25 protein-coding genes and 1 tRNA gene are annotated in these 26,394 nt (G+C 61.6%); 10 read left to right on the forward strand and 16 right to left on the reverse strand.

The window, feature by feature from the left end; translation table 11 throughout:
• Nucleotides 1-298 precede the first annotated feature (298 nt).
• From K9B37_RS13850 to K9B37_RS13860, 3 genes are all read right to left on the reverse strand, one after another.
• A complete protein-coding gene (locus K9B37_RS13850) occupies nucleotides 299-1,831 on the reverse strand; it encodes an AAA family ATPase (RefSeq protein WP_224313726.1) in 1,533 nt (510 codons plus the stop codon).
• A gap of 17 nt (nucleotides 1,832-1,848) precedes the next feature.
• On the reverse strand, nucleotides 1,849-2,190 hold the full coding sequence (locus tag K9B37_RS13855) for a DUF6634 family protein (protein ID WP_224313727.1): 342 nt from the start codon (nucleotides 2,188-2,190) through the stop codon (nucleotides 1,849-1,851).
• A 128-nt stretch (nucleotides 2,191-2,318) separates the two neighbouring features.
• Nucleotides 2,319-2,726, reverse strand: a complete 408-nt coding sequence (locus K9B37_RS13860) for a hypothetical protein (protein WP_224313729.1) — start codon at nucleotides 2,724-2,726, stop codon at nucleotides 2,319-2,321.
• A 498-nt stretch (nucleotides 2,727-3,224) separates the two neighbouring features.
• Here K9B37_RS13860 and K9B37_RS13865 point away from each other — a divergent pair, with 498 nt between their 5' ends.
• A complete protein-coding gene (locus tag K9B37_RS13865) occupies nucleotides 3,225-3,545 on the forward strand; it encodes a helix-turn-helix domain-containing protein (RefSeq protein WP_224313849.1) in 321 nt (106 codons plus the stop codon).
• Nucleotides 3,546-3,869: 324 nt separating this feature from the next.
• On the opposite strand, the gene K9B37_RS13870 is transcribed toward K9B37_RS13865, so the two are convergent.
• The 4 genes from K9B37_RS13870 to K9B37_RS13885 form a co-directional block, all read right to left on the reverse strand.
• Nucleotides 3,870-4,130, reverse strand: coding sequence for a DUF2312 domain-containing protein (locus tag K9B37_RS13870; protein WP_439651732.1), 261 nt, complete (start codon nucleotides 4,128-4,130; stop codon nucleotides 3,870-3,872).
• Between the two features lie 182 nt (nucleotides 4,131-4,312).
• Nucleotides 4,313-4,447: a GapR family DNA-binding domain-containing protein gene (locus K9B37_RS13875; RefSeq protein ID WP_439651728.1), complete on the reverse strand. Its 135-nt coding sequence runs from the start codon at nucleotides 4,445-4,447 to the stop codon at nucleotides 4,313-4,315.
• A gap of 78 nt (nucleotides 4,448-4,525) precedes the next feature.
• Nucleotides 4,526-4,831: a DUF1244 domain-containing protein gene (locus tag K9B37_RS13880; protein WP_224313731.1), complete on the reverse strand. Its 306-nt coding sequence runs from the start codon at nucleotides 4,829-4,831 to the stop codon at nucleotides 4,526-4,528.
• A 33-nt stretch (nucleotides 4,832-4,864) separates the two neighbouring features.
• Entirely contained in the window at nucleotides 4,865-5,698 is an 834-nt protein-coding gene (locus K9B37_RS13885; protein WP_224313733.1) for an N-formylglutamate amidohydrolase, read from the reverse strand.
• Between the two features lie 130 nt (nucleotides 5,699-5,828).
• Here K9B37_RS13885 and K9B37_RS13890 point away from each other — a divergent pair, with 130 nt between their 5' ends.
• The 3 genes from K9B37_RS13890 (at nucleotide 5,829) to pyk (ending at nucleotide 8,808) form a co-directional block, all read left to right on the forward strand.
• On the forward strand, nucleotides 5,829-6,755 hold the full coding sequence (locus K9B37_RS13890; RefSeq protein ID WP_224313735.1) for a DMT family transporter: 927 nt from the start codon (nucleotides 5,829-5,831) through the stop codon (nucleotides 6,753-6,755).
• A 146-nt stretch (nucleotides 6,756-6,901) separates the two neighbouring features.
• Nucleotides 6,902-7,363 (forward strand): DUF1036 domain-containing protein, encoded by a 462-nt coding sequence (locus tag K9B37_RS13895; RefSeq protein WP_224313737.1) that lies wholly within the window; start codon nucleotides 6,902-6,904, stop codon nucleotides 7,361-7,363.
• A gap of 8 nt (nucleotides 7,364-7,371) precedes the next feature.
• On the forward strand, nucleotides 7,372-8,808 hold the full coding sequence (gene pyk, locus K9B37_RS13900) for a pyruvate kinase (protein WP_224313851.1): 1,437 nt from the start codon (nucleotides 7,372-7,374) through the stop codon (nucleotides 8,806-8,808).
• 141 nt (nucleotides 8,809-8,949) lie between these two features.
• Here the strand turns inward: pyk and K9B37_RS13905 are convergent, their stop codons facing one another.
• From K9B37_RS13905 to cpdR, 4 genes are all read right to left on the reverse strand, one after another.
• A complete protein-coding gene (locus K9B37_RS13905) occupies nucleotides 8,950-9,549 on the reverse strand; it encodes a tetratricopeptide repeat protein (RefSeq protein ID WP_224313739.1) in 600 nt (199 codons plus the stop codon).
• A 70-nt stretch (nucleotides 9,550-9,619) separates the two neighbouring features.
• Complete coding sequence (ykgO, locus tag K9B37_RS13910) at nucleotides 9,620-9,745, reverse strand: type B 50S ribosomal protein L36 (protein WP_109599448.1); 126 nt, start codon at nucleotides 9,743-9,745, stop codon at nucleotides 9,620-9,622.
• Nucleotides 9,746-9,792: 47 nt separating this feature from the next.
• Nucleotides 9,793-9,867, reverse strand: a tRNA-Val gene (locus K9B37_RS13915).
• A 91-nt stretch (nucleotides 9,868-9,958) separates the two neighbouring features.
• Nucleotides 9,959-10,315 carry a cell cycle two-component system response regulator CpdR gene (gene cpdR / locus K9B37_RS13920; protein WP_224313741.1) on the reverse strand — a complete coding sequence of 119 codons (357 nt, stop codon included), beginning with the start codon at nucleotides 10,313-10,315 and terminating at the stop codon, nucleotides 9,959-9,961.
• Between the two features lie 174 nt (nucleotides 10,316-10,489).
• Here cpdR and K9B37_RS13925 point away from each other — a divergent pair, with 174 nt between their 5' ends.
• The 3 genes from K9B37_RS13925 (at nucleotide 10,490) to hisN (ending at nucleotide 13,517) form a co-directional block, all read left to right on the forward strand.
• Entirely contained in the window at nucleotides 10,490-11,380 is an 891-nt protein-coding gene (locus K9B37_RS13925) for an N-formylglutamate amidohydrolase (RefSeq protein WP_224313743.1), read from the forward strand.
• 655 nt (nucleotides 11,381-12,035) lie between these two features.
• Nucleotides 12,036-12,281: a PsiF family protein gene (locus K9B37_RS13930; RefSeq protein WP_224313853.1), complete on the forward strand. Its 246-nt coding sequence runs from the start codon at nucleotides 12,036-12,038 to the stop codon at nucleotides 12,279-12,281.
• A 453-nt stretch (nucleotides 12,282-12,734) separates the two neighbouring features.
• Nucleotides 12,735-13,517, forward strand: coding sequence for a histidinol-phosphatase (gene hisN / locus K9B37_RS13935; protein WP_224313744.1), 783 nt, complete (start codon nucleotides 12,735-12,737; stop codon nucleotides 13,515-13,517).
• Here hisN and K9B37_RS13940 read toward each other — a convergent pair.
• A complete protein-coding gene (locus K9B37_RS13940) occupies nucleotides 13,437-14,504 on the reverse strand; it encodes an alpha/beta fold hydrolase (RefSeq protein ID WP_224313746.1) in 1,068 nt (355 codons plus the stop codon). The genes hisN and K9B37_RS13940 overlap by 81 nt on opposite strands.
• A 204-nt stretch (nucleotides 14,505-14,708) precedes the next feature.
• On the opposite strand from K9B37_RS13940, the gene K9B37_RS13945 reads away from it, so the two are divergent.
• The gene (locus K9B37_RS13945) at nucleotides 14,709-15,170 is read left to right on the forward strand and encodes an Hsp20 family protein (protein WP_224313747.1); all 462 of its coding nucleotides are present in this window, start codon (nucleotides 14,709-14,711) and stop codon (nucleotides 15,168-15,170) included.
• 174 nt (nucleotides 15,171-15,344) lie between these two features.
• Here the strand turns inward: K9B37_RS13945 and K9B37_RS13950 are convergent, their stop codons facing one another.
• Complete coding sequence (locus K9B37_RS13950) at nucleotides 15,345-16,421, reverse strand: threonine aldolase family protein (RefSeq protein ID WP_224313749.1); 1,077 nt, start codon at nucleotides 16,419-16,421, stop codon at nucleotides 15,345-15,347.
• Between the two features lie 503 nt (nucleotides 16,422-16,924).
• Between K9B37_RS13950 and gltB the strand changes: the two genes are divergently transcribed.
• Together gltB and K9B37_RS13960 are read left to right on the forward strand one after the other, a co-directional pair.
• Complete coding sequence (gene gltB / locus K9B37_RS13955) at nucleotides 16,925-21,637, forward strand: glutamate synthase large subunit (protein WP_224313751.1); 4,713 nt, start codon at nucleotides 16,925-16,927, stop codon at nucleotides 21,635-21,637.
• A 19-nt stretch (nucleotides 21,638-21,656) separates the two neighbouring features.
• A complete protein-coding gene (locus K9B37_RS13960) occupies nucleotides 21,657-23,078 on the forward strand; it encodes a glutamate synthase subunit beta (protein WP_224313752.1) in 1,422 nt (473 codons plus the stop codon).
• Between the two features lie 51 nt (nucleotides 23,079-23,129).
• Here the strand turns inward: K9B37_RS13960 and K9B37_RS13965 are convergent, their stop codons facing one another.
• The 3 genes from K9B37_RS13965 to K9B37_RS13975 form a co-directional block, all read right to left on the reverse strand.
• Nucleotides 23,130-23,567 carry a hypothetical protein gene (locus tag K9B37_RS13965; protein WP_224313754.1) on the reverse strand — a complete coding sequence of 146 codons (438 nt, stop codon included), beginning with the start codon at nucleotides 23,565-23,567 and terminating at the stop codon, nucleotides 23,130-23,132.
• Nucleotides 23,568-23,735: 168 nt separating this feature from the next.
• The gene (locus K9B37_RS13970; protein ID WP_224313755.1) at nucleotides 23,736-24,998 is read right to left on the reverse strand and encodes an SGNH/GDSL hydrolase family protein; all 1,263 of its coding nucleotides are present in this window, start codon (nucleotides 24,996-24,998) and stop codon (nucleotides 23,736-23,738) included.
• Nucleotides 24,999-25,057: 59 nt separating this feature from the next.
• A complete protein-coding gene (locus tag K9B37_RS13975; protein ID WP_224313757.1) occupies nucleotides 25,058-26,257 on the reverse strand; it encodes a lytic murein transglycosylase in 1,200 nt (399 codons plus the stop codon).
• Nucleotides 26,258-26,394: the final 137 nt, after the last annotated feature.

Here is a 26,394-nt window from a genome sequence, read left to right on the forward strand (position 1 = left end):
ATCCTGAAGAAGACAATCGACTGCCCGACCTCCAGGTGAGATTAAAGCTAGGAGTGTCTGATTTTCTTCACCGTTCCCACGATCAATGTAAGCAAGCGTGTCGAGCAACCCGACAAGGTGTTCAAGACTTGTCGGGTCCGGCTCTTGTCCGGGGGCCCGCCCGCGTACCTCGGAACGTGGTCTAGCGAGACGATAAGCAAGCTCGTTCCAGCTCCAAGCCATCAACCTTCCGGGCATGAGCCAACATGGAAGGAACGTGGTCGTCACCTGCACCCATGGGATCCATCCCTATTGCAGTTCACTGCTTCACATATCGGGTTGCCAATACGATCTCGATCATCCGCTTGAGCGTTCGGAGCGACTCGCCTGTCCAGACATCCAGAATGGCTTTCAACTCCATTCCATCAAGGGGCACCAGCCACCGCTCATCGAGCCCCTGCTCAGCAAGCATCTCGATCATGATCTGGCGGCTCAGCGTCGACAGATCCTCCGGGCGAGGCGCGGGAAATTCGATGACCCGGCAACGGTCGCGCAGCGGACGCGAGACGCTATTGAGCGAATTGGCCGTCATCAGCCAAGACACGTAAGAGATGTCGCAAGGGGCCTGAATATAGGGATCATGATACCGAGATGCCGTCTCCTGCTCAAGGAAGGACAGCAAGGCGTCATGGACGTTTCCATTATGCCGGGAGCTTCCGACCTTCTCGATCTCATCTAGAACAATGCCAGGCCCGGCATTCTTGTATCGACCGATCAGCGCAACGGGCAGCGACGGCTCGCCTGTGCTCCAGCGTCGAGGCGTCCCGGCAAACGTGCCATCCGACAGGCCGCCGCAAGAGATCACGTCGTGCGGCATTCCAATCGATGCTAAAAGTTTGCGGGCAAACCGCGACTTTCCGCAACCGGGTGAACCGACCAGGATCGTTGGGCGGAGTTGGACATAGGATTGGACCGGAATGTCCGCGAGAATCCGATCGATCACCTGTTCCGCATATGGAAACTCGGATCTTAGCGCGTCTCTGGCGCGAATGAGGTCTAGCATCGTAACAAGCGGAAGGTCCTTGCCAAGAATGTCCTTGTATTGCTCGAGGACTCTCTTGCCTTCTTCGGTTTTCTGATTGCCGATCTGCTGAAACACGACAGCAGCAGGACCTGTCGTCAATGACCTCGGCAAGACCAGGGGCGTCTCTGTCTCTTTTGGAGACGATAGCGGATTCCGCTCAATCATGCCCAAGAGGATGTGACTTCGGCTCACAACTCCATTGAGGAGCGAAGCCCAGAAGATGCCGCGCGGAACAGCGGCCAGATAGTTGAATGCTGGATTGGCGGCAGCGAATGACAACCAGCCGAGTGCCACGCCGATGAGGTCAACCGCCTCATCCTGTGACCTATCAAGGATCTCCGGAGCTGTTGCCATCGTGATCGCGTCCTGCGCCAATGCCAGCGCGGCAGAGTGGTCGTACATATGAGCCAAGTAGATCCGGCATCGAAGCTGCCAGGACTTGGCCTCGGACGGGAGATTGTCCGAGGCTGCGGTGAACGCGCTTGCCAGCTCCCGGATATCCTCAATGCCGGCATTGCCCACGAGACGCTCCAGGGCTCGGACGACGCGCGCCTTGGCCCGATAGCCAGGCTTCCTCCGCATTCGAGGCAGCAGGTGTTCGGCAAAGCACTGCATGTCCTTCTGCATGCTATCGGCAAAGAACGGCATTCCTTGGAGGAGTTCGTCCGCAGTTGGCAAATAACGCGCCTCTACAGCGGCGCAGGACCGCCGTTCGAAATGACGGCGGCGTGCTTCAGTCCATGGCGATTTTTCCTCCTGAGATGACATCAGGTATCATCCGGGGATCAGGATGCAGGCGTATCGGACGCCGCCTGTCCAAGGCGGTACCACCGGGAGATCGTCCGAGCCCATCCCTGTTCTTCGTTCAGGACCCACAAGTCCGAGGTCATGATCGGCTGACCCGCTCCTGTCAGGCGCGGGTGTCCGAATGCGTGCCCCACCAGGCAGTAAGCCGGGCGGCGCTCACGGCTCCATCCTACGAGAAAGGGGGCGTCAGCAAGGTCAGCCTCGGTTGGTCCGCACCCATCGCGGATACTCGTCAGATCGATCGCGAGCCGTTGCAGCCGTTCGATCTCGAGCGTGGCAGCCGCCCGGTTCAAGGGGCGGACTTTGTTGATCAGGAACATGGGTTTCTCGGAGTAATGGAGAGATGTGATCGAGGGCTTTGGGTCCATTGCGGAAGTGAACCGTCGGCTGGGGATTCGCCCTCCGTATTGACGGCGCAAATCGGGAGAGGCGAAGGATGGTCGCCATTTCAGTTCGATTTCGGCCCGCTGAACCAATTGTCAGGGGACCGTATCGATTGCGCTTCGCCATTGGCCCGCAGAACGGCTTCCGCAAGCCGGATAGCGGCATCCTGCTGCTGCTCGGTCAGAATGAAGCGGTTCTCATCGTCCCGGAAATCGAGGTCGAGGGTGTCGAGTTGGGGAACTCCCGGATGGAGGACGGACAGAGCCAGCAGAGGTTCTCGCTTGAGACCCCGGCGCGACAGGATATCGAAGTAGTCCTTGGGCTTCAGGCTTGATGGCCAACCAATGGGAAGGATCCAGATTTTCGGTAATGGTTCCTCGGACGCGCTCGTTTCCTCTTGGATCTCGCGCAGGTCATGGATGACCTGCGCGATTTCCTGCACTCCGTCGCGCATCGGGAGAAAGATTCGCATCCGTGTATCTGTAGCGTATGCGAGAACCTTTCGGATGGGCTGCGCAGGGTTGTCAATGATGACGTGAGAGTGCGAGGCACCACAATGCGAACTTGCCTCCAAAACAGCATCGAACATCTTCACATTGCCGCTTCTCGTATAAGAGACCGCGAATGGAAGCCCATCGATCCTGCTCAGAGATGGTGACATGCCCTCCGAGACGAGCTGTGCGTGAACTGGAGAGAAACCCAGCTCGCGAAGCCCTGAGGCCAGCAGGATGCTCGAAACCGTACGGGCGCTTCCACCCTTAGATCCTGCAAAGACGAAGATGGCCATTCTCCACTCCGAGACCGCGACGCACGAATCAGCGCCCGATGGCTGACCCCTGCAGCGACACATACGGAGAAGGATTCGTGAAATCCAGAAGAAATTTGTACTACTGGCCTAAGTTTTCGTGCCAGTGGCCCAAATTGTTGACAAGCAGTGGCGAAGCCAATCCGGCACGGTCAATGTCCGCGCATGGGGGCATCCTGGAAACTTTTGAGGGCTGCGCGTCTCCTGCTTGGGCTCACACAGCGTGAGCTGGCAGAGGAAGCACGCGTGAGCCGTGGATCCGTTGATCGGCTTGAGCGAGGGGAGCCTGGGCATAGCCGCATTGATGATGCTGTGCAGGCCGTCCTGGAGCGGCATGGAATTCGGTTTATTCCAGAGACGGAAACCTCAGGCGGCGGCCTGCTGCTGCCACCTGCATTGGGAGGCGACCAAGTCCCGCCCTCTCGCTCTGATGCAGCATCAAAGTCGAGGATCCGCGGATATGTCAGACGTCGTTCGGGAGACTAGAGAGCAGCGCGAGAACACAAGCTGGGATGAGCAGCTCGAAAGCTGACTGCGCGATCAAGTGCCGTCCGGATACAACCCCTGCAATCACCTGAACTGCTGTTTTCACCGTCAGCACATAAACCGTACCAGCACATAAGGGCAGCCGGGCTACAGCGCCGTTGAGGACCTGACAGCTTGCTCTTATGTGCAGGTCCTAAAGCCAAAGAGCCTTGGAAGACGGCTTACATCGCAAACCGAAACTTCCAAGGCTCTTATCTGGCGCTCACGCCTGAAGTGTCTCGCGTCCATTGCACAGGATGTATTCCGAGCGCAATCGACGCAATTTTAGCCAGCCATTCCAAGAGCTTGCATGTAAAGCTCAAGGATAGCCTCTTGCTCTTGCCGCTCCGAATAGTCCTGCTTCCTGAGGCGAACAATAGTTCTTACCGCTTTAGCATCGAAGCCTCGCCCTTTTAATTCGGCAAAAACTTCCTTTATGTCACCCTGGATCCCGGCCTTCTCTTCCTCGAGGCGCTCGATACGTTCGATGAACTGCTTCAGTTCATCGGCGGCAACGCTGCTCGTGTCGATATCAGCATTCGGCATGGCGTGCTGGTTCATGGATGTCTCCAAGTCTGTCATTTCGGCCGCCTGAACGGGCGCCTTTGTGATGACGGTCTCCCTGTTTTGGAGATCGCCATTGAGAGTGATGGGAAGGGTCAGTCGCTATCAGGTCTGTCCCGATAGTGAGAGTTCGGCTAGTCCTTGGCCAGCAAGGCGTTCCATTATCAGGAGAGGACGGCGCAGGTGTGAAACTCGCCCGCGATCCCGGCCTTTTCCTCCTCGAGACGCTCGATGCGCTCGATGAAGGCCTTCAGCTGGTCGGCTGCGACGGATTCGGTTTGAAAAGCTGCGTCATCCATAAAACTTGCCTTTGAGTAATGGCGCTAGCGCCAGAAATGGGCTCGGGGAAACCGTAGGGTCATTTGGTTGAAGCCGTTTTAATGGTTCGGCTTGGATTCTTCAAAGGCCCTGCGCTGAGCGTCCGTGGCCTCGTTCTGATGCTGCTCTTTCCACTCCTCATAAGGCATGCCGTAGACGTAAGTCCGGCTCTCTTCCTTCGAGAGCGGGACGCCGCTCGCATCGGCGGCCTCCTTGAGCCAGTTCGACAGGCAGTTGCGGCAAAAGCCCGCGAGGTTCATCAGGTCGATGTTCTGAACGTCGCTGCGCTCGCGCAGGTGCTCCAGGAGCCTGCGGAAGGCCGCGGCTTCTAGCTTGGTACGGGTTTCGGAATCGATGTCCGTCATGGCGTCATCCTCAGGAACCGTCCACGGATCGGCCTAGTGCCGACGCAGACGGTCGCGTGTTCGGGTCGGTTGCGGCGCCGGTTGCCGGCGCGCCTCGTCCGCTGCCAGCGGTGCGAGAAGGCGAGCGAAGCGCTCGGCCCATTCCTCCTGGCCCTTTTCCGCTGCGATGAGATCTTGGCGGATCTCGATCAGGGCGCTTGCAAGACCGCGCCGAGTCGCATGCCGGTCCACCGTGTCGCCGAGCAGAGCGCCATCATAGGGCTCGTTGTCGCCGACGACGAGTCCATCCTCGGCCCGGAGGGCATCGATCAGCGGCTGGGCAAAGCGCGCATCCGCATCCCACAAGAGACCCACATGCCAGGGCCGCGGCCAGCCGCGCCAGATCGGCGTGAAGCTATGAACCGTTACGATCACCGGCGGATGCCCGGCGGCCAATGCCTGCACGACGGCGGCGTCGATCGCCGCATCGTAGGGATCATAGAAGCGCCGGATACGCTCCTGCACATCCTCCTCGGTGATCCGCGCATTGCCGGGAACGACGGCGCCGTCCGAGAGACGCATGACGAGGGTCGGATCGTCCCGCCCCCGGTTCGGATCGATGATGAGGCGGGAAAACCGTGTCAGCACCGCCGGTGCCTCGAGTCTCCGGGCCAGGGACCGGGTCACGGCGGCCGCGCCGATATCGTAGGCTATATGCCGGTGGAACTCGGCCTCCGGCAGGCCCAGATCGCCGAGATCCACCGGCACCCTATTGGAGGCGTGATCGCACAGGAGCAAAACGCCGGAATCAATGCGGCCCTCGATGCTCTCGACGGGGCAGGTCGGCAGGGCTGGATCGTCGCGCCGGGATGCAGGAGAAGCGGACATGATGGAAACGGGGAAGGATACTTAAGGGACGAATGAGGGATTGAAGAGAAGCCTTATCCTGACCTAGGAAAGCTGACAATGTGACCTTCCGCGTGGCGATTTGGCGGCGCGGTCCTTTCCGATCAGGCCCATGCCCCCGACCCAGACGTCACCCTCCCCCGCCCAGGCGCGCCTGGATTCGGGCTTCGCCTCAGCCTTCGCGGCCCTTTGCCTCGGCGCCGTGGCGATGGGCATTTCGCCGATCTTCGTCCGCTACGCTTCCGCAGATGTCGGCCCGTTCGCCAGCGCCTTCTACCGCGTGTTCCTCGCCCTGCCGCTGCTCTATGGATGGATGCGGATCGAGGAGGCGAAAGCTCCCCAGGATAGGCCGAGACGATCATTTCCCAAGGTAACGATTCTAGCGGGCCTGGCCTTCACCGGAGACCTGTTCTTCTGGCATCTGGCGATCCTCAATACGACGGTGGCCAACGCCACCTTCTTCGCCACCACCGCACCCTTCTTCGTCGTCCTGGTCGTCTGGCTCTTTCTGAAGCAGAGGGTCTCTGCGGGCACCGTCCTGGGCCTCGTCATATGCCTTCTCGGCGGAGCCGCCCTGATCGGCCAGAGCCTTCACGTGGATCCCGGCCGCATCCGCGGCGATCTTTTCGGAGTGGGCACAGCCTTCTTCTTCGGCCTCTATTTCATCTTCGCTGGCCGGGCCCGGACGATCGCCGGCGCTGCACGGGTGACCTTCGAGAGCGGGGTCATCACGTCGATAGCGCTCTTCTTCGTCGCCCTCCTGCTCGACGATCGCGTGCTTCCCCAGACCGGCCAGGGCATCGCCGCCCTCGTCGCCATGGCCTTTATCAGCCATGCGGGCGGGCAAGGCCTGCTCTCGGTTGCGCTGGGACGCCTGTCTCCGGTCTTCTCCTCGCTCGTCATTTTCCTGGAGGCGGTTGCAGCGGCCTTGTTCGGCTGGCTGCTGCTCGGCGAAGCCCTTACGCTGGTTCAAGCCTTCGGCGGCGCCGCGATTCTCGCGGGAATCTGGGTCGCACGGCCCAAGCCCGGAAAAAGATAGCCGGCTTTCATCCGTAGCTTGTTTGCAAATCAGAACGAATTTCATCGGGGGACTTGATGCGACGACGCTTCTGGCCGACAAGGATTCGACATACTTCCTGACGCATTGTGCATCTTCGTTACCCGAATCGACCTGAACCTATATCCATGATCGCCGGCTTTTCCCTATCGGCTCCCAATGGGCGGCGTTGCCTTGGCCTCGCAGCTCTCGCTCTCGGCAGCAGTTTCCTTGCGGCATCCCCTGCCCGGGCGGACTTGCGCATGTGCAACATGTCGTCGAGCCGCGTCGGCGTGGCGATCGGATATCGCGACGGCCAGGGCTGGGTGACCGAAGGCTGGTGGAACCTGAATTCCCGCGGCTGCGAAACCCTTCTCAAGGGCCAGCTCGCCAGCCGATTCTACTATGTCTTCGCCATCGACTACGACCGCGGTGGTGAATGGAGCGGGCGCTCCTTCATGTGCACCCGGGAGCGGGAATTCACGATCCGCGGGACGGAAGATTGCCTCGCCAGAGGCTTTGATCGCAGCGGCTTCTTCGAAGTCGATACAGGTGAACAGAAGAGTTGGACGATCCAGCTGACCGAAACGAATCGCCCGGGGGGGCAATGACGATGATGATGAGACGCGCACGGCGGACGAAAATTCTCGCAACCTTGGGGCCGGCCTCCGAGAATCCGGAGATGATGGAGAGCCTCTTTAAGGCAGGAGCAGACGTGTTCCGCCTCAACATGAGCCATCTTCCCCGCGAGAAGCTGAAGGAGCGGGTCGAGATGATCCGCAGCGTCGAGGCCAAGTTCAAGCGACCGATCGCCATCCTGGCGGATCTCCAGGGCCCGAAGCTGCGCGTCGACGCCTTCGAGAACGACAGCGCCATGCTGGTGAAAGGGCAAGATTTCACCCTCGATGCCGACAAGACTCCGGGAAACGCCCAGCGCGTGCATCTGCCCCACCCTGAAATCCTCTCCTCCCTGGAGCCGGGGCACACGATCCTCATCGACGACGGCAAGCTGCGCCTGCGCGTGAAGAGCGTAAAGCCCGGCAAGGCCGTTACGACGGTGGAAGTGGCCGGCAAGATCTCCAACCGTAAGGGCGTCAGCCTGCCCGATACGGTGATCCCGGTAGCGGCGATGACCGAGAAGGACCGCTCGGACCTCGAGGCTGCCCTCGACGCCGGCGTCGACTGGATCGCCCTCTCCTTCGTGCAGCGCCCCGAGGACGTCGCCGAGGTGAAGAAGGTGGCGCAGGGCCGTGCGCTCGTGATGTCCAAGCTCGAAAAGCCGCAGGCGATCGCCCGTCTCGACGAGATCATGGAAATTTCCGACGCCGTCATGGTGGCGCGCGGTGATCTCGGCGTGGAAATGCCTCTCGAAAAGGTCCCCGGCATCCAGAAGCGCATCGTCCGGGCGGCACGCAAGCTCGGAAAGCCGGTCGTCGTCGCGACTCAGATGCTGGAATCGATGATCACCTCGCCGGTGCCGACCCGCGCCGAAGTCTCGGACGTGGCGACTGCTGTCTACGACGGCGCCGACGCGGTCATGCTCTCGGCGGAAAGCGCATCCGGCCAGTACCCGATCGAGGCCGTCACCACCATGAACCGCATCGCGGAAGAGGTGGAGCAGGACCAGAGCTATTGGTCGATCATCAAGACCCAGGCCGCCGAGCCGGAGGCGACAGGATCGGACGCCATCGCAGCGGGCGCCCACCAGATCGCCGAGACCCTTCACCTCAAGACGATCGCAGCCTGGACCTCGTCGGGCGCCACTGCGTTCCGTCTTGCCCGCGAACGGCCGAACTCGACGGTGATCGCGCTCACGCCCAACATTCACACGGCGCGGCGCCTTGCCCTGGTGTGGGGAACGCATCCGATCCGCACCAAGGATGCGAGCGACATCGACGACATGGCCTTCCGTGCCTGCAAGTTCGCCGTGCGCGAGGGCTTCTCCGAGGTGAGCGACAGAATCATCATCGTGGCCGGCGTCCCATTCGGAACGCCCGGCGCGACCAACATGGTCCGGATCGCCTTCATCAACAGCGAGCACGCAGCGAAGGCTTGAGTTCTATAGAAATCGGCGGCGCAGAATTGCGCCGCCTACACTGCTCTGCCACGTGAATTCGCATTCACGTCCGATGCTTTAAGTTTTTGATTCTGAGCATCTTTTCACGCAAAATCGGTTCCCACTTTTGCGTTCGATGTTCTAGAGATCCTGGCCGTCGATCTCGGGAGCGAGATGGGACACGATGGTCTGGACGGCGGATGTCTGCGGGTTGATCTGCAGCACCTTACGGTAGGCTACCAGCGCCTGCGACTTCTCGTCAGATGACATGAACAGATGACCCAGGGCGGTCCAGGCACCGAAATGGCGCGGCTCCAAAGTCACGGCCTTATGGAGGTCGGCAAGAGCCTCCACCGGATCGTCGAGCAGGTAGAACACGGTGGCGCGGCGATACCAGGCCTCCGCCCACTGGGGCTCAAGCGCGAGAACACGGTCGAGCAGCTCGACGCTCAGAGGATAGTCCTTGTCCTCAACGGCCTTGGCAGCGCGAGAGAAGAGAAGGTCCGCCGTATCCGAGCCTGACCGGGACAGCCGCCGTTCGATCAGGGACGCAATGCCGTCTGCCTCCCGCTCACTGCCGGCCTTGGCCAAACGCTCGAACAGGCTATCCAGAGTAATAGGCCGCGGAGCTTGGCGGCTCTGTGACGGCTTGGACGGCGGCGGACGCACGTCCTCCTGCGCCGAAACCGGGACGACGGAGAGACTCAAGGAAGCGGTCAGAAGGAACGCAAAAAAGCGCATGCCGGGATTTTAGGATCCCGGCATGCGCCGTCAATTCATATTCGCGTGCGGCAAAGCCGCGGGCGCAAGCTTAGCCCTGACGAGCCTTGTAGCGCTTTTGGGTCTTGTTGATGATGTAGATGCGGCCCTTGCGACGAACCAGCTGGTTGTCGCGGTGACGGCCGCGCAGCGACTTCAACGAGTTACGGATCTTCATGTCCGATCTCCTGCAGCAGCCTCTCGGGAAGGCCGACGAAAAGCAAATGGTGGGCGCGGCTGGGATCGAACCAGCGACCCCTACGATGTCAACGTAGTGCTCTCCCGCTGAGCTACGCGCCCTTGAAACGGCGAAGTTTTGGGTCCCGCTTCAGGTGTGGAGCGCGATATACCGGCAAGCGCGCGGGGACGCAAGCCATGATCGCGACCTTTTTCAGGCCGCCATCAATTTATCGACCTCGTTCACCAGATCGCGCAGATGGAAGGGCTTCGACAGCACCTTGGCCTCCCGCGGAGCCTGAGAATCGGGGTTGAGCGCCACGGCAGCGAAACCCGTGATGAACATGACCTTCATCTCAGGATCGAGCTCGGTCGCCCGGCGCGCCAGCTCGATACCATCCATTTCCGGCATGACGATGTCGGTCAGGAGGAGTTCGAAGGGCTCCTCGCGCAGCCGGTTATAGGCCGAGAGGCCATTGTCGAACGAAGCTACATCGTAGCCGGCGTTCTCCAGCGCCTTCACCAGGAAGCGCCGCATGTCGTTATCGTCTTCGGCAAGAAGGATCTTCATCGCCGCCAACCTCGAATCTTCACGAACGTCTCCCGTCTTGATGCCCTCTCCGGGGTAAATAAGCCGTGAAAGAACGACGCATCTTGTCCATGATAATGCCATGGACAGAATATGGCGCTGCCTTACACTATCCTCAGCCTTCTTTTATTGTCAGCCAAAGATCATAAGAACCGGATGCTGCCCACCATCACCGACGCGTTCGAGCCTCCCTTTATCGTCGTCGAGCCGGCGGGCCAGACGGTGCCCTTCGTCTTCAACGTTCCCCATGCAGGAGCGATCTACCCGGCAGCCTTCCTGGCCTCGTCCCGCCTCGATGCCCTGGCCCTGCGCCGGTCCGAGGATGCGTATGTGGACGAGCTGTTCACCACCGTGGTGGATCTAGGGGCTCCGCTCATGACAGCACGGTTCCCGCGAGCCTATCTCGACTTGAATCGCGAGCCCTACGAACTTGATTCCCGCATGTTCGACGGGCGTCTGCCGCCCTTCGCCAATACCCGCTCCATGCGCGTCGCCGGCGGGCTCGGCACCGTCCCGCGAATCGTCGCCGACGGGCAGGAGATCTATGCCCATCGCCTGCCGGTGGACGAAGCGCTCCAGCGGATCGAATGGCTCTATAAGCCCTATCACCGCATGCTACGGCAGCTGATCCGCCGCACGGCCCAGACCTTCAGTCAGTCGTTCCTGATCGATTGCCACTCCATGCCCTCGACCAGCGTCAGCCGCGATGAAGGCGCCAAGGCGGATATCGTGCTCGGGGATCGCTACGGCACGAGTTGCGCGCCCCTCCTGATCGATCTGGTGGAGACCGCCTTGCGCGACCGTGGCTATACGGTGATCCGCAACAAACCCTATGCGGGCGGGTTCATCACCGAGCATTACGGAGAGCCGGCCCTTGACCGCCATGCGCTTCAAGTGGAAATCAACCGATCCATCTACATGGACGAGCGGACGCTGCAGAAGAAGTCCGGCTTCGGCATGCTCGCAAAGGATCTCGCCTTTGCGTTCGCCCAGGTGATCGACGATCTGGCCGGCGCGCAGCGCCCCAGCCGGATTGCGGCAGAGTGAGCCTCGCTCCCGAAACTCTCTCCCAAGCTCCATGACACAAGAAAAAAGGCCGCTGTTGCCAGCGGCCCGAAGTTTAGGGAGGAAACGCCCAAGAAGGGCTACGACAGGGCGACGCCATCGCCTTGCCGCATTGCGATAAATAGTTTCCGTCTAAACGTTCTGCAAGATTAAAACGGCAGCACAGCTGCCCTTTTTTGCCGCACAATCCTTTCACGAAAGCTCCGTCGGCCAATGTCCCAACCCGCGCGCCGGCCGATTATCGCCTGCATAAATTCTGCTTAAGCTGCCGCCTGGAAGTCGCGGGCTTGACGCCTGTGCGTATCAGGGCCGATCCTCGCCTTCCGAGGATCATCGACAGGACGGACCTGTCATATGACCGAAACATCCGTGAAATACTGGCATCGGAATGATGAGCCGACACGACGATAATCTGGACATTCTCAAGGACGAGCCACCTCCCTCCTGTCATTGCCCGCGGTGGTTTCCCATTTTCCTGGTCGGGATCGGCATGATCGGGCTGATTTGGCATCACGCCTTCTGAAAGACGGCATTTTCGACGGGACCAGCTCCCTGCGGGCCGATACTTAATTCTATTTGCCTTCCGCTCTCGTTGCCCTAGCATTTCCCCAAGGACAAGCTCCTGGAGAAACGCGTGATGAAGATCATTGCAGCAGCCATTGCCCTCATAATGTGTGCCGGAAGCGCGCTAGCCGCCGAAAGCTCCTGCACCGCTCAGGCCACGGACAAGAAACTGGCGGGTGCCGCCAAGACGAGCTTCATGACCAAGTGCGAGCGGGACATGAAGGCCTCCTGCGATACACAGGCCACCGAGAAGAAGCTGAGCGGAGCGGCGAAGACCAGCTTCACCAATAAGTGCGTGAAAGATTCGGTCGGAACGTGATCCGGGTTCCGGAACGCCAAGGTCGGCTTCTCCCCCGCCCGATATAATGGACAGCCGACGCGCTTATCTGCAAAAGAAAAAAGGCCGCTGTTGCCAGCGGCCCGAAGTTTAGGGAGGAAACGCCCAAGAAGGGCTACGATACGGCGACGCCATCGCCATATCGCACTGCACAATATAAAGTGCGCCGCACAATAAGCAAGTGCAAAATCACGCAAAGCTATGCCTAGACTGCATATCTGCCCATATTCCTAACAATTTCCCCTGGACCTCCCGGCAACCGCCCCGCGACAGAGGGCGAGCGTCTTACGGCACGCGTTAGCCTGCAGTCGCGCACGCGTTAGCCTGCAGTCGCTCTTGCCGCCGACCGGGCTCTTGGTAAAAGCTGAGCCGAAACGTCCTCCGCCGTCTCTTCGGCGTGGGGACCGTCATCGCGGCCAAAGGATAGCGAGCATCATGGGGCTCATCGACTTCACTCATTTCATCAATGAGCTTGCCAGCGTCTCCGGCCAGGCGATCCTTCCCTTCTTCCGCAGCTCAATCGCGGCAGAGGACAAATCCCGCGGTGGCGCCTTCGATCCGGTGACCGAGGCTGACCGGGCAAGCGAAGCCGCGATGCGCCAGCTGATCAAGCGCACTTTCCCGACCCACGGCATCGTCGGCGAAGAGTTCGGTTCGGAGCGGGAGGACGCCGAGTATGTCTGGGTCCTCGATCCTATCGACGGCACCCGCGCCTTCATTGCCGGGCTTCCGACCTGGGGCACTCTGATCGGCCTCACCCGGCAGGGGAAGCCAGCCTTCGGCATGATGCATCAACCCTTTACCGGAGAGCGCTTCTTCGGTGATGGAGGGCGGTCGGCCTATCACGGCCCCGGCGGCGAGCGCAAGCTGATGACCCGGCGCTGCACCTCTCTCAAGGATGCGATCATCTCCACCACGAGTCCGAAGCTCTTTGCGGGAGAGGAGCTGCGCGCCTATGACCGAGTGGAAAGCGTCGCCCGCCTCGCCCGCTACGGCTGCGATTGCTACGCCTATTGCATGCTGGCGGCCGGGCATATCGACCTCGTCGTCGAGTCGGGCCTCAAGCCTTACGACATCGTCGCGCTGATCCCGATCATCGAGGGCGCCGGTGGGATCGTGACCGCCTGGGATGGCGGCTCAGCCGCTCAGGGTGGCCGCATCGTCGCGGCGGGCGATCGCCGCGTCCACGCCGCTGCCGTCGAACTCCTCAGCCGCTAGGTCGTCCGGCACTGTCGCGGCGCTCCCAATCGGCTCCGCCTTGAGATCCGAACTGCCCGGTATGAACGCATCGAACGCGGCCCAGAACTGCTCGCGGATGTCGTCGCGCTCCATCATGATTTCATGGCGTGCGCCAGGAATGACGATGGCGTGGCCTGCTTTCAGCCGGGACGCGAAGCGCTCCGTCGCCGGCGTCGCGCAGACCGGATCGGCTCCCGCCGCGATGATCAGCGTCGGCAGGCGGATCTTGCGGGCATAGGCGGGATCCGTGAAGCACTTCATGAACCGGAAAGCAGCATCGAGCCAGGCAACGGTGGGCGCACCAATCGCGCCGTCCCCGAGCGCGGTCGCAGCCTCGGCGTTGCGGGCGTAGCGCTCGGGATCGCTTGTCAGCCGGTTGCCTTTGAACGGCATGGTTGAAATCGAAGTTTCACCACCGCCAGGCACGAACGCCTTGCCGAAACCCAGCCATCGCAGGAGGCGGTCGAGGATCGCGGCGGTCCGCAGTGTCTTGATCATGCTGAGCGAGATCATCGGCGTCGTCGTCACAAGCCGGCGGAAAGGCAACCAGCTCTCGTAGGCAGCATTCAAGGCGATGGCGCCGCCCATGGAATGCGCCAGCGCGAAATGCGGCTCCGGCATGTGCGGAATCAGCACCTGATCCCGAAGCGCCTCGACATCGAGGCGATAGTCGGCGAAGCGCCGGACATGCCCCTTGCGGGCATTCCGCACCTGGCGGTCGGACAGGCCCTGGCCACGCCAATCGAACGCGACCACGGCAAAACCGCGCTGGAGCAGCTCTCCGATGACCTCGAAATATTTCTCGATGAATTCCGCTCGTCCTTGGAAAATGCAGACCGTTCCTCGCGGCCTGCCGATCTCGGGCAACCAGCTTGCGGCCCGAAGGGACAATCCGTCCCTTGTCCTGATTGCATAAAGGCTCGGCTCAGCCGGCACAGGATTATTCGGGGTGGGGACGAGCTGCACGGGAGCGGGTTCTCAAGGGTCCGGGGATGGTTTCATTATAGGGTATTTTCACCCCGGGCCACCGACATTCTGACGCCCCTTGACAGCAAAAATGCCTATTCCCACATCCAGGTTGTGCCGGCCAAGAACGGCGGCACGAACCCAGCCGATCCAGCCTCTCGAGGTGGATCATCACTGCATGTTGCTTCAAGTGGAGAATATGCCATGCGTCAGTTCGATCTTGCCCCTCTGTACCGCAACACGGTCGGTTTCGACCGCCTTTTCTCGATGCTCGACCAGCTTGTCAGCGTCGACGCGGCTCCCAGCTATCCGCCCTACAATATCGAGCGGACCGGTGAGAACGCCTATCGAATCTCCGTCGCGGTCGCCGGCTTTACGGATCAGGATCTCGCCATCGAGGTGAAGGAAAACGCCATGTCGATCCGCGGCGAGAAGAAGCCCTCCGAAGAGCGGAAATCCGATGTCCTTTATCAGGGCATTGCGGCCCGCACCTTCGAGCGGCGCTTCCAGCTCGCCGATGGCGTCCAGGTCACGGGCGCGGCCCTTGAGAACGGGCTGCTCCATGTGGATCTCGTCCGGCAGATTCCAGAAGCCAAGAAGCCGAAGCTCATCCCGATCAACACCAACGGGACCTCTCGGACGATCGAGGCTCAGCGGGCCGCGTAATCCACGAGCCCTCCCGATCAAAAAAAACGCCCCGGCAAAAAACCGGGGCGTAATATTTTTCGTTTCTTGATTATCTAGACCTGGTCCTTTGAGTCCCGCTGGGGCTGGAGGCACCCCGGTGTACGGTCTCGAAGGGGAGACATCGTCAGAGAATGCGGCAGGGTTAGGGCAGGGTCACTCCGCAGCCTGCTGCGACAGAGTCTCGTCCACAACATCGAGGAATTGGCGCACCTCGCTTTCCGTGGTGGCGAAGGACGCCACCAACCGGATCAGGGCTTCGTCCGATCCGATTCTTTCCCCTTTCGGAAGGCTCGCCTCCGTCCACCCCATGAACACGGCGCCTGCGCTCTTGAGCGCATCGCTCAGGCGTCGCGGAAGAATAGGAAACACCTCGTTCGCCTCCGCAGGCCACGCAAGACGCACGCTCGGGTGCCGCATGAGTCCCTCGGCGAGGAGAGCGGCCATGCGGTTGGCGTGGCGGGCATTGGCGAGCCAATGATCTGCGGCGAAGTAACCCTCCAGCTGCGCGGCGATCAGACGCCCCTTGGAGATGATCTGGCCCGCCCGTTTCGAACGATAATCCAGCCCCTCCGCGAGCTCCGGCTTGAACACCACGATGGCTTCCGCCATCAGACAGCCATTCTTGGTCGCGCCGAAGGACAAAATGTCCACGCCCTGCTTCCAGGTCATCTCGGCCGGCGTGCAGCCCAGCGACACGAGGGCGTTGACGAAGCGCGCTCCGTCCATGTGCAGTGACATGCCATGGTCGCGGCAGACAGCGCTCAACGCCGCGATCTCGTCCGGCCGATAAATGGTCCCGCACTCCGTCGCCTGGGAAATCGACAGGGCCTTCGGCGGCATCTGCTTGACCGATTTCGGCAGCCCCTCAAGGTAGGTGCGGACGGCCTGTGCCTCGAGCTTTGCGGCCGCCCCGGGCAGTCCGATGAGTTTGGCGCCGTGCATGAAGAACTCAGGCGCACCGCACTCGTCGTCGATGACATGGGACTCCTGATGGCACACGCACAGCCCCCACGGCGGCACCGCCGAAGAAAGTGCAAGCGCATTGGCGGCCGTGCCCGTCGCGGCGAGGAACACCGACACCTCACGCTCGAAGATCTCGTTGAAGCGCGCCTTCACCCGGCGGGTGATCTCGTCCGCCCCGTAGGCCGCCAATGCCCCGGTATTGGCCTGCATGAGAGCCTGCATCACGGGCAGGCTCGCGCCCACGACATTATCGCTCGCGAAATTCATGAATCGTCTCCTTGCGGCCGGCAAGCCTCACGACGATCAGCATCATGTCAAGGTCGTTGACCCATCAGAGAAGCCTTTCGCCGATCGGCGTCAAATCATGCCTTTGTTACATTCCAGACCGTCGCCTTGAAATTTTTGTCTAAAACTTTTCTAAACCCTCTTGTATCACCGGCCGAGTTCTGGCACCTTTCCAGCATTAGGACAGCGATGCTGTCCCATCTGGGCGCCTGCGCTCTTTCGTCCCTGAGGTTTTCTTGATGCTTCGCTCGACGCGAACGAAACGAGATACCAATAAAACTGCCCGCAAAACGTGGGCGGAACGGGCGACTCTGGGCTGAACGCAAAGCCCAAGGCAGCCCGCGAGGAGCGGGCTCCTGCCAGGATCCCGGTCCTCCAAGAAACGCAAAAAGCGGCGGGCTCCGGATCATCACCGACATCCGGCGGACCCAAAAGCCGCCTCGAACGAACCTTATGACCTGTTCGCGTGGATGCGAGGATCTGGAATGACCGACGTGCCGATGAAGAGCCTGACGACCGAAGCTACAAGCCGCACGGCCGCCACGACGGATACGGCCCGCGTCGCATGGGACCCCTCCCTTCCTGCTCGCCAGGGCCTCTACGATCCAGCGAATGAAAAGGATTCCTGCGGTGTCGGCTTCATCGCCGACATGAAGAACCGCAGGTCGCATGCCATCGTCGAACAGGGCCTGCAGATCCTTCTCAATCTCGACCACCGCGGCGCGGTCGGCGCCGATCCGAAGACCGGCGACGGCTGCGGCATTCTGGTGCAGGTCCCGCACAAGTTCTTCGCGGCGGAATGCGCCAAGCTCGGCATCTGGCTGCCGGAAGCCGGCGAGTACGGTGTCGGCCACCTGTTCATGCCGCGCGACCCGGACGGCCACAAGCTCGTGGAGGAGATCGTCACCAAGGCGATCATCGACGAGGGTCTGCAGGTTCTCGGCTGGCGCGACGTGCCGGTCGATTCCGGCGACCTGGGCGAGAGCGTCAAGTCGTCCGAGCCCCTGCACCGGCAGATCTTCGTCGGCAAGGGCAAGGGCATGGACGACCCGGAGACCTTCGAGCGTCGCCTGTTTCTGGCCCGCAAGGTCATCTCGAACGCCGTCTACGACATGAAGGATGTGCGGACCGCGGGTTATTATCCGGTGTCCCTGTCGTCCCGCACCATCGTCTACAAGGGCATGGTGCTGGTGACACAGCTTCGAAACTACTACCTCGATCTCCAGGATCCCCGCTTCGAGAGCGCCATTGCCCTCGTGCACCAGCGGTTTGCCACCAACACCTTCCCGACTTGGCAGCTCGCCCACCCCTACCGCATGGTGGCGCATAACGGCGAGATCAACACGCTGCGCGGCAACGTGAACTGGATGGCGGCACGCCAGGCCTCCGTCGATTCCGACCTCTTCGGCAACGACATCTCGAAGCTCTGGCCTATCTCATACGAAGGACAGTCCGACACGGCCTGCTTCGACAATGCCCTCGAATTCCTCGTGCGCGGCGGCTATTCGCTCGCTCATGCGATGATGATGCTGATCCCCGAGGCCTGGGCAGGCAATCCGCTTATGGGTGAGGACCGGCGCGCCTTCTATGAATATCACGCCGCCCTGATGGAGCCGTGGGACGGCCCCGCCGCCGTGTGCTTCACCGACGGCAAGCAGATCGGTGCGACCCTCGACCGCAACGGCCTGCGGCCCGCGCGCTATCTCGTCACCGACGATGGACTCGTCGTTCTCGCTTCCGAGATGGGCGTGCTGCCGATCCCGGAAGAGAAGATCGTCGAGAAGTGGCGCCTGCAGCCGGGCAAGATGCTGCTCATCGATCTGGAACAGGGCCGCATCATCTCCGACGACGAGATCAAGCAGCAGCTCTCCGGCGCGCATCCCTATAGGGACTGGCTGAAGCGCGCGCAGATCGTGCTCGAAGACCTGAAGCCGGTGCAGGCGCGTGAATCGCGCACCGACGTGTCGCTGCTCGATCGCCAGCAGGCCTTCGGCTACACCCAGGAGGACCTGAAGCTCCTCATGCAGCCGATGGCCGTCACCGGTCAGGAAGCGGTCGGCTCCATGGGCTCCGACACGCCGATCTCTGCGCTCTCCAGCAAGCCGAAGCTGCTCTACACCTACTTCAAGCAGAACTTCGCTCAAGTGACGAATCCGCCGATCGATCCGATTCGCGAAGAGCTCGTCATGAGCCTCGTATCGTTCATCGGCCCGCGTCCGAACATCCTCGACCTCGAGGGCACCTCACGTCGCAAGCGTCTGGAGGTACGCCAGCCGATCCTCACCAACGAGGATCTGGAGAAGATCCGCTGCATCGGTCATTTCGAGGATCGTTTCGACACCAAGACCCTCGACATCACCTATCCGGCCGAACTTGGCGCGGCCGCTCTCGATGGTGCCCTCGACCGGCTTTGCGATCGTGCCGAAGCGGCGGTGCATGGCGGCTACAACATCATCATCCTGTCGGATCGCATGGTCGGGCCGGACCGCATCCCGATCCCGGCGCTGCTCGCCACGGCTGCCGTCCACAATTACCTGATCCGCAAGGGGCTGCGCACGTCCGTCGGTCTCGTGGTCGAATCCGGCGAGCCACGCGAAATTCATCACTTCGCCTGCCTCGCCGGCTATGGTGCGGAGGCGATCAACCCCTATCTTGCGTTCGAGACGCTGCTGTCCATGAAGGACGAGATGCCGCCCGAGGTGGACGAGGACGAAATCGTCCATCGCTACATCAAGGCGATCGACAAGGGCCTGCTCAAGGTCATGTCGAAGATGGGCATCTCCACTTATCAATCCTATTGCGGCGCGCAGATCTTCGATGCGGTCGGCCTCAAGTCCGATTTCGTGAACCGCGACTTCTTCGGCACGGCGACCATGATCGAGGGTATCGGCATGGACGAAGTCGCCGTCGAGACGGTGCAGCGTCATCGCGACGCCTTCGGCGATGCTCCAATCTATCGCAACATGCTCGATGTCGGCGGCGAGTACGCCTATCGCATCCGCGGCGAGGAACATGCCTGGAATCCGGACACGGTTGCGACGCTTCAGCATGCGGTGCGTCTCAATGCGCATGACCGCTACCGCGAGTTCGCACGCCTCGTGAACGAGCAGGAGCATAACCTGAAGACGATCCGCGGTCTCTTCCGCATCAAGGGGGCGGAAGAGACGGGTCGCACGCCTGTGCCGCTCGACGAGGTCGAGGCGGCGCAGGACATCGTCAGGCGCTTCTCCACGGGCGCCATGTCGTTCGGTTCGATCTCGAAGGAAGCTCACGAGACACTGGCACTCGCCATGAACGCCATCGGCGGCAAGTCCAATACCGGCGAGGGTGGCGAGGAGCCGGAGCGCTTCAAGCTTCTTCCCGATGGACGCTCCAAGCGCTCGGCGATCAAGCAGGTGGCCTCCGGTCGCTTCGGCGTGACGACGGAATACCTCGTCAATGCCGACATGATGCAGATCAAGGTGGCGCAAGGCGCGAAGCCTGGCGAGGGCGGCCAGCTTCCCGGCCACAAGGTCGACGTGAAGATCGCGCGCGTGCGTCACTCGACGCCGGGTGTCGGCCTCATCTCGCCGCCTCCGCATCACGACATCTACTCGATCGAGGACCTGGCGCAGCTGATCTTCGACCTGAAGAACGTCAATCCGTCGGCGGACGTCTCGGTGAAGCTCGTTTCCGAAGTCGGTGTCGGCACGGTGGCGGCGGGCGTCGCCAAGGCCCGGGCCGATCACATTACGATCTCCGGCTTCGAGGGTGGGACGGGTGCATCTCCCCTCACCTCTCTCAAGCATGCGGGCTCCCCGTGGGAAATCGGCCTTGCGGAGACGCAGCAGACCCTGGTGCTGAACCGCCTGCGCGGCCGTGTGGCGATCCAGGCTGACGGTGGCCTGCGCACGGGACGCGACGTGGTGATTGCGGCGCTGCTCGGCGCCGACGAATACGGCTTCTCGACCGCGCCGTTGATCGCGGCCGGCTGCATCATGATGCGCAAGTGCCATCTCAACACTTGCCCAGTGGGCGTCGCAACGCAGGACCCCGTTCTCCGCAAGCGGTTCAAGGGCCTGCCGGAGCACGTAATCAACTACTTCTTCTTCGTTGCCGAGGAAGTGCGCGAGCTGATGGCAGCCATGGGCTTCCGCTCGCTCGACGAGATGGTCGGCCAGTCCGATCTTCTCGACAAGAATGCAGCCATTGATCACTGGAAGGCAAAGGGCCTCGACTTCACCAAGCTCTTCCACAAGCGGGACGTCAGCTCGGATATCGCCATTCGTCATACGGAGCGGCAGGCTCATCCCATTGCCAACGTGCTCGACCGCGCCTTCCTCGCGAAGGCAGGACCTGCGCTGGAAAAGGGCGAGCCGGTCGTGATCGAGGAGAAGGTTCGCAGCGCCGACCGCGCGGTGGGCGCCATGCTGTCCGGCGAAGTCGCCAAGCGCTACGGCCATGAAGGACTGCCCGACGATACCATCATGGTGCAGCTCAAGGGCACCGCTGGCCAAAGCTTCGGTGCGTGGCTGGCTGCAGGCGTCACGCTGACCCTTGAGGGCGAGGCCAACGATTATGTCGGCAAAGGTCTCTCGGGCGGCAAGCTCATCATCAGGCCGGCTGCGAACACGAAGGCTGTGCCGGAGCGTTCGATCATCGTCGGCAACACGGTGATGTATGGAGCCATTGCGGGCGAAGCCTATTTCCGCGGCGTCGCCGGCGAGCGCTTCGCCGTGCGCAATTCCGGCGCCATCGCGGTTGTCGAAGGCACCGGCGATCACGGCTGCGAATACATGACCGGCGGCCTCGTGGTGGTCCTCGGGCAGACAGGTCGCAACTTCGCGGCCGGCATGTCCGGCGGCATCGCCTATGTGCTCGACGAGGACGGCAGCTTCGCCAAGCGCTGCAATCTCTCGATGGTCGACCTCGAGCCCGTGGAGGAAGAGGAAGACCTGATGCGTCGCGTCCTCCATCACGGCGGAGACCTGGAAACCAAGGGCCGCATTGACATCCTCGCGAACATGTCGGGCTCGGATGAGGAGCGGTTGATGCAGCTCATCACCAACCATCACACCTATACGGGATCGGCGCGAGCCAAGGAGATCCTCGACAACTGGACGACCTACCGGACGAAGTTCGTGAAGGTGATGCCGGTCGAGTATCGCCGTGCGCTTCAGGAAATGGATCGGCTGCGCACCTTGCAGGCAGCGGAATAAGGATCAAGGGGCAATTCCAATGGGCAAGGTCACAGGCTTTCTCGAATACGACCGCCAGGAGCAGAAGTATCAGCTCGCCGGCGAACGCGTCCGTCACTTCCGCGAATTCACGCTGCCGCTCGACGACAACGACCTGAAAAAGCAGGCGGGGCGCTGCATGGATTGCGGCATTCCGTTCTGTCACGGACCGACGGGCTGTCCGGTGAACAACCAGATTCCCGACTGGAACGACCTGGTCTGGCAGAACGATTGGGAAGAAGCGGCGCGCAACCTGCACTCCACCAACAACTTCCCGGAATTTACGGGCCGCATCTGCCCGGCGCCGTGTGAGGAGGCGTGCACGCTCAACCTCGAGAACCAGCCGGTCGCCATCAAGACCATCGAACAGGCCATCGCCGACAAGGCCTGGGAGATGGGCTGGATCAAGCCGGAGATCGTCTCGTTCTCCACAGGCAAGCGCGTCGCGGTCATCGGCTCGGGCCCCGCCGGACTTGCCGCCGCGCAACAGCTCGCGCGTGCCGGCCACGAAGTGCATGTCTATGAGCGCGAGGCGAAGCCCGGGGGGCTTCTGCGCTATGGCATCCCCGACTTCAAAATGGAGAAGTATCACATCGACCGCCGCGTGAAGCAGATGGAAGCCGAGGGTGTCGTGTTCCATTGCGGCGTCAATGTCGGCGTCGACAAGAACTTCGCCTCGCTCCACAACGAGTACGATGCGGTGCTCTTCGCCGGCGGCGCTGAGGATCCGCGCAATCCCAATCTGCCGGGCCAGGATCTCGCGGGCGTTCATTTCGCGATGCCTTATCTCACCCAATCCAACAAGCGGCTGGGACAGGAAGACGTCACCGGCGAACCCATCCTGGCTGCAGGCAAGCACGTCGTGGTCATCGGTGGCGGCGACACGGCATCGGATTGCGTCGGCACGGCCTTCCGCCAGGGCGCACTCTCGGTGACGCAGCTCGACATCCGTCCCAAGCCTCCGGAGCGCGAGGACAAGCTCACCGTATGGCCGTACTGGCCCACGAAGATGCGCACCTCGTCGAGTCAGGCAGAAGGTGCCGAGCGCGAGTTCCAGGCAGCGACGTTGGGCATCGAAGGCAAGAAGGGCAAGGTCGTGGGTGTGCAATGCGCCCGTGTCGACGAGAAGCGCCAGCCCATTGCCGGCTCCGAGTTCATCCTGAAGGCCGATCTCGTGTTTCTGGCGATCGGCTTCGCCGGCTCGGTGAAGGAGGGTCTTCTCGACCAATCCGGCGTCGCTCTCGACCGACGCGGCAACGTGGTCGCCAGCGATCAGGATTACAAGACAACGAGCGAAAAGGTCTTCGTCGCCGGTGACATGCGCCGTGGTCAGTCACTGGTGGTCTGGGCGATCCGCGAAGGCCGCCAGGCCGCCCGTGCCATTGATGAATACCTGACAGGATCGAGCAACCTGCCGCGCTGAGTACAGGCGAGGATAGCCGTCTATATCAACTCGACGTTCGGTGGGCCCACGTCAGTAGGGCCCACTCCAAATCTTGACCGAGATACGGGTCCCTTTCTCAAGGACCTTCGCCGATATGGAGATCAACTCAGAAAACTGGTCATGAGGCGGCTTGATGTTGATGTCGACGCCTGGTTTGGCATCAGCAACAAGCTGTTCATAGGCCTTCAGCGCCTTTTTCTCGTCGGCGAATTTCAGCTTCGGAACCGACCGCGTCTCAAGCAGAGACAAAAGCTCAATCGCTACTCGATATTCCCAGCCGATGATGTTCATCGCGTCGGGAAAACCGTTGAGAACGAACGCGTAGGTCTGATTGCGATATTCGCATTGGGTCTGCTCAAGATGTACGACGACATCGTCATTCAACCGCAGAGTTTCACGAGCCGCCCCCTTGCTCTTATCGAGTTTGAAGCCGCCCTTCGCGAAGACGGGCTGAGGTGTCGCAAGCACACATCCATTCCCCGCCCCGTCTTCAGCCTGGGCTTTGGAAAGCGGTGAGATCAGAATGGGTGCCCAACAGCCGAAAACGGCTGCAAGCGCAATCGTTCGCAACGTTCCTATGACCACCATAACGATACAATACATTGTATCGCAAGCAGCGACAATCTGTGCTTCTGTCTACTGAGACGGCCAGCGGAAGTCGTCCGCGCGGCCTGGGCGCGCGCTTGGAGCAACACCGTCCCGCAGAGCCTTCTGGATCGGATAGGCCTGGTCGCCAGTGAGCTTCGGCGTAGTGGAGACCAGGGTCCCGCTCGGCGTCACGTCCGGCCGGTTGAGCGGCAGAACGGGACCGATCAGCGGTTTCGAGGGCAGAGAGACGGGAGTCGCGGCCTCGGGCGGTGCGGGCAATGCGGACTCGATGGAAGATGGAGACGATGCGCCGGGTGCGCCCTCGACCGGATGCGCCCCGGCGGTACTCGCGGCACCTGGCTGTCTGGCAGCGATGATCTGCTTGATTTCCGTATCGGCGAAATGTGCAAGCTTCCGGGCGCCCGCCTTGGTGAACGAGACGCCGTCGTTGCTTCTGAGCTTGGCGGATTGACCGTCGGTATCCGGGCCTATTGCCGTATAGCGGTTGTCATCATCTACGAAGCCGGCCCAGATATCCACGTAAGTGCCACCGCTGCGCTGAACGCTCTCTCGGAAGATCTCGTTCATGGCGACGAGGTCCTCGGACATCGCCTCGTTCTTCATGGGTGGCAGACCGATCCAGACCACGGGGATGCCCCGGTCCGCGAAGGCCCGCATCACCGCGTCCACGCGCTGGCGGTAAGCTGCACGCCATTCGGGCGTCAGGGGATCGTGATCGCCGCTCTGATCCTTGAAGGAAACCCGGTCCTTGGCCCCAATCATGACGACCGCGAGGCTGGCCTTCTGGCCGCTGTCGAGGACCTCCCGGATGAATTTCGGCCATTCGTCCGGGTCGGCGCGTAGCAGGCCACCATCATCTCTGGTCTTGCGGACGACCGCGACGTCTTCCGAATCAGCATAGAGATCCGCGATGCCCTGCTCTACGGATGCTGCGAGTCCATCGCCAAAGACGACAACCTGGGTCACCGCATTCGTCTTAGGCTTTTCCTGACGGGTCACCGTGACCGGCGGAGGAGCAGGACGCCGCGGCCGCACGACCGGTCGATAGACGGGCGGCGGCGGTTCATCCGGAACGCCGAAAAGGCGTCGCAGACTGAAACCCTGTGGCTGGGCAGGCTGGACGAGTTTGCCGGGGTAATAGCCCGGCGGATACGCTCGCAGATCTCTTTGTGCCGCAGGCGGCGGATAGCCATAGGGCCCATAGGCCGGCTGTGCCCAGGCCGAAAGGCTGCCGCCCAGGAGACAGGGCAGCACGAACAGCAATCGGAATGACACAGGCGACAACCTCATCGGCGGTTCCATCTCCTAAAACGGATCTGCCGGCATTATAGAGCTGCGTCGGAGGCCCGTCAGCGGGCCGCGCGCAATTCTCGCAACAGGGCCAAGTCGGCATAGCCGTCCGGGATCAAGCCACGCCTCAGCTGGAAGTTCCGGACCGCATCCCGGGTTTTCGAGCCGAGCTTGCCATCCGCATCGCCCTCATAAAAGCCAAGCCCGGCGAGATGCTGCTGCAGCTCTTCCCGCTGCTCCTTGTCGAGGAGAGGCTTGTCCTTCGGCCAAGCACCCTGAATCGGCCCTCCGCCCGTGATCCGATCGCCGAGATGGGCCACGCCCATCGCATAGGCATCGGACGAGTTGTAGGACTTGATCACGTCGTAATTGTCCGTGAGCAGAAAGCTCGGACCACCCGCTCCCCCGGGCAGAAACAGGAACGCCTCGCCGGAACGGGGCAGAGGCTTGCCATCGACGCGACGCAGGCCGAGCGCGGCCCAGCTGGAGAAACCCTGCCGCAGGTTGCGGAAATCGAAGCCTTTCGGCAGCTTCACCTCGAAGCCCCAGGGCAGCCCCGGCTCCCAACCCTGGCGGCGCAGGTAATTGGCCGTCGAGGCGAGAGCGTCGGGCACCGACGACCAGATGTCACGAACGCCGTCACGGTTGCCATCTACTGCATACTTCATGAAGCTTGAGGGCATGAACTGCGTCTGGCCCATGGCACCGGCCCAGGAGCCCAGCATCTTGTCGCGGTCGATATGGTCCTGCTCCAGAATCTGGAGCGCCGTCAGAAGCTCGTCCTTGAAGAAGTCGCCGCGATAACGGGTATAGGCCAGCGTCGCGAGGGCCCGAACCACGTAGATCGACCCGGTGAAGCTTCCGAAATTGGTTTCCATTCCCCATACGCCGAGCACGACGGAGCGAGGGACCCCATAGGTGCGCTCGACCATATCCAGCGTCCGCGACCATTCTGCGGCCATCTGCCGCCCACGCTGCAGGCGCTGGGCCGATACCGAACCCTCGATATAGTCCCAGATCGGCCGAACGAATTCCGACTGCTTCTTGGTCAGCGCAACGATCTTTGGATCGGGCTCCACTCCACGGAAGGCGTCGTCGAAGGTCGCCCGGGACACGCCTCGCGCTTTCGCCTGCGGCCATAGCCCATCGACGAAGGAGCGGAATGTCCCCTGTGCTGCGGCCGGCCCGGAAGACAGGATGACACCCAGGAGAAAGGCGCCGCAGAGGATACGGCGCACCAGTCGAATCGGCTGCTGCATGTGGGTCGCTCCCGCTCGGAAGTGAAGTCTTGGATCCCCTCATGCGACCTTATGGAGGTTAACAGGCGGTTGATAGAGGGGCTCGGTGCGGCTTTCCGCGCGCCATTCGGCGGTCGGCAGCAGCAAAAGAGAGGGAG

It is taken from the genome of Microvirga puerhi, assembly GCF_020089865.1.
Classification (GTDB): Bacteria; Pseudomonadota; Alphaproteobacteria; order Rhizobiales; family Beijerinckiaceae; genus Microvirga; species Microvirga puerhi.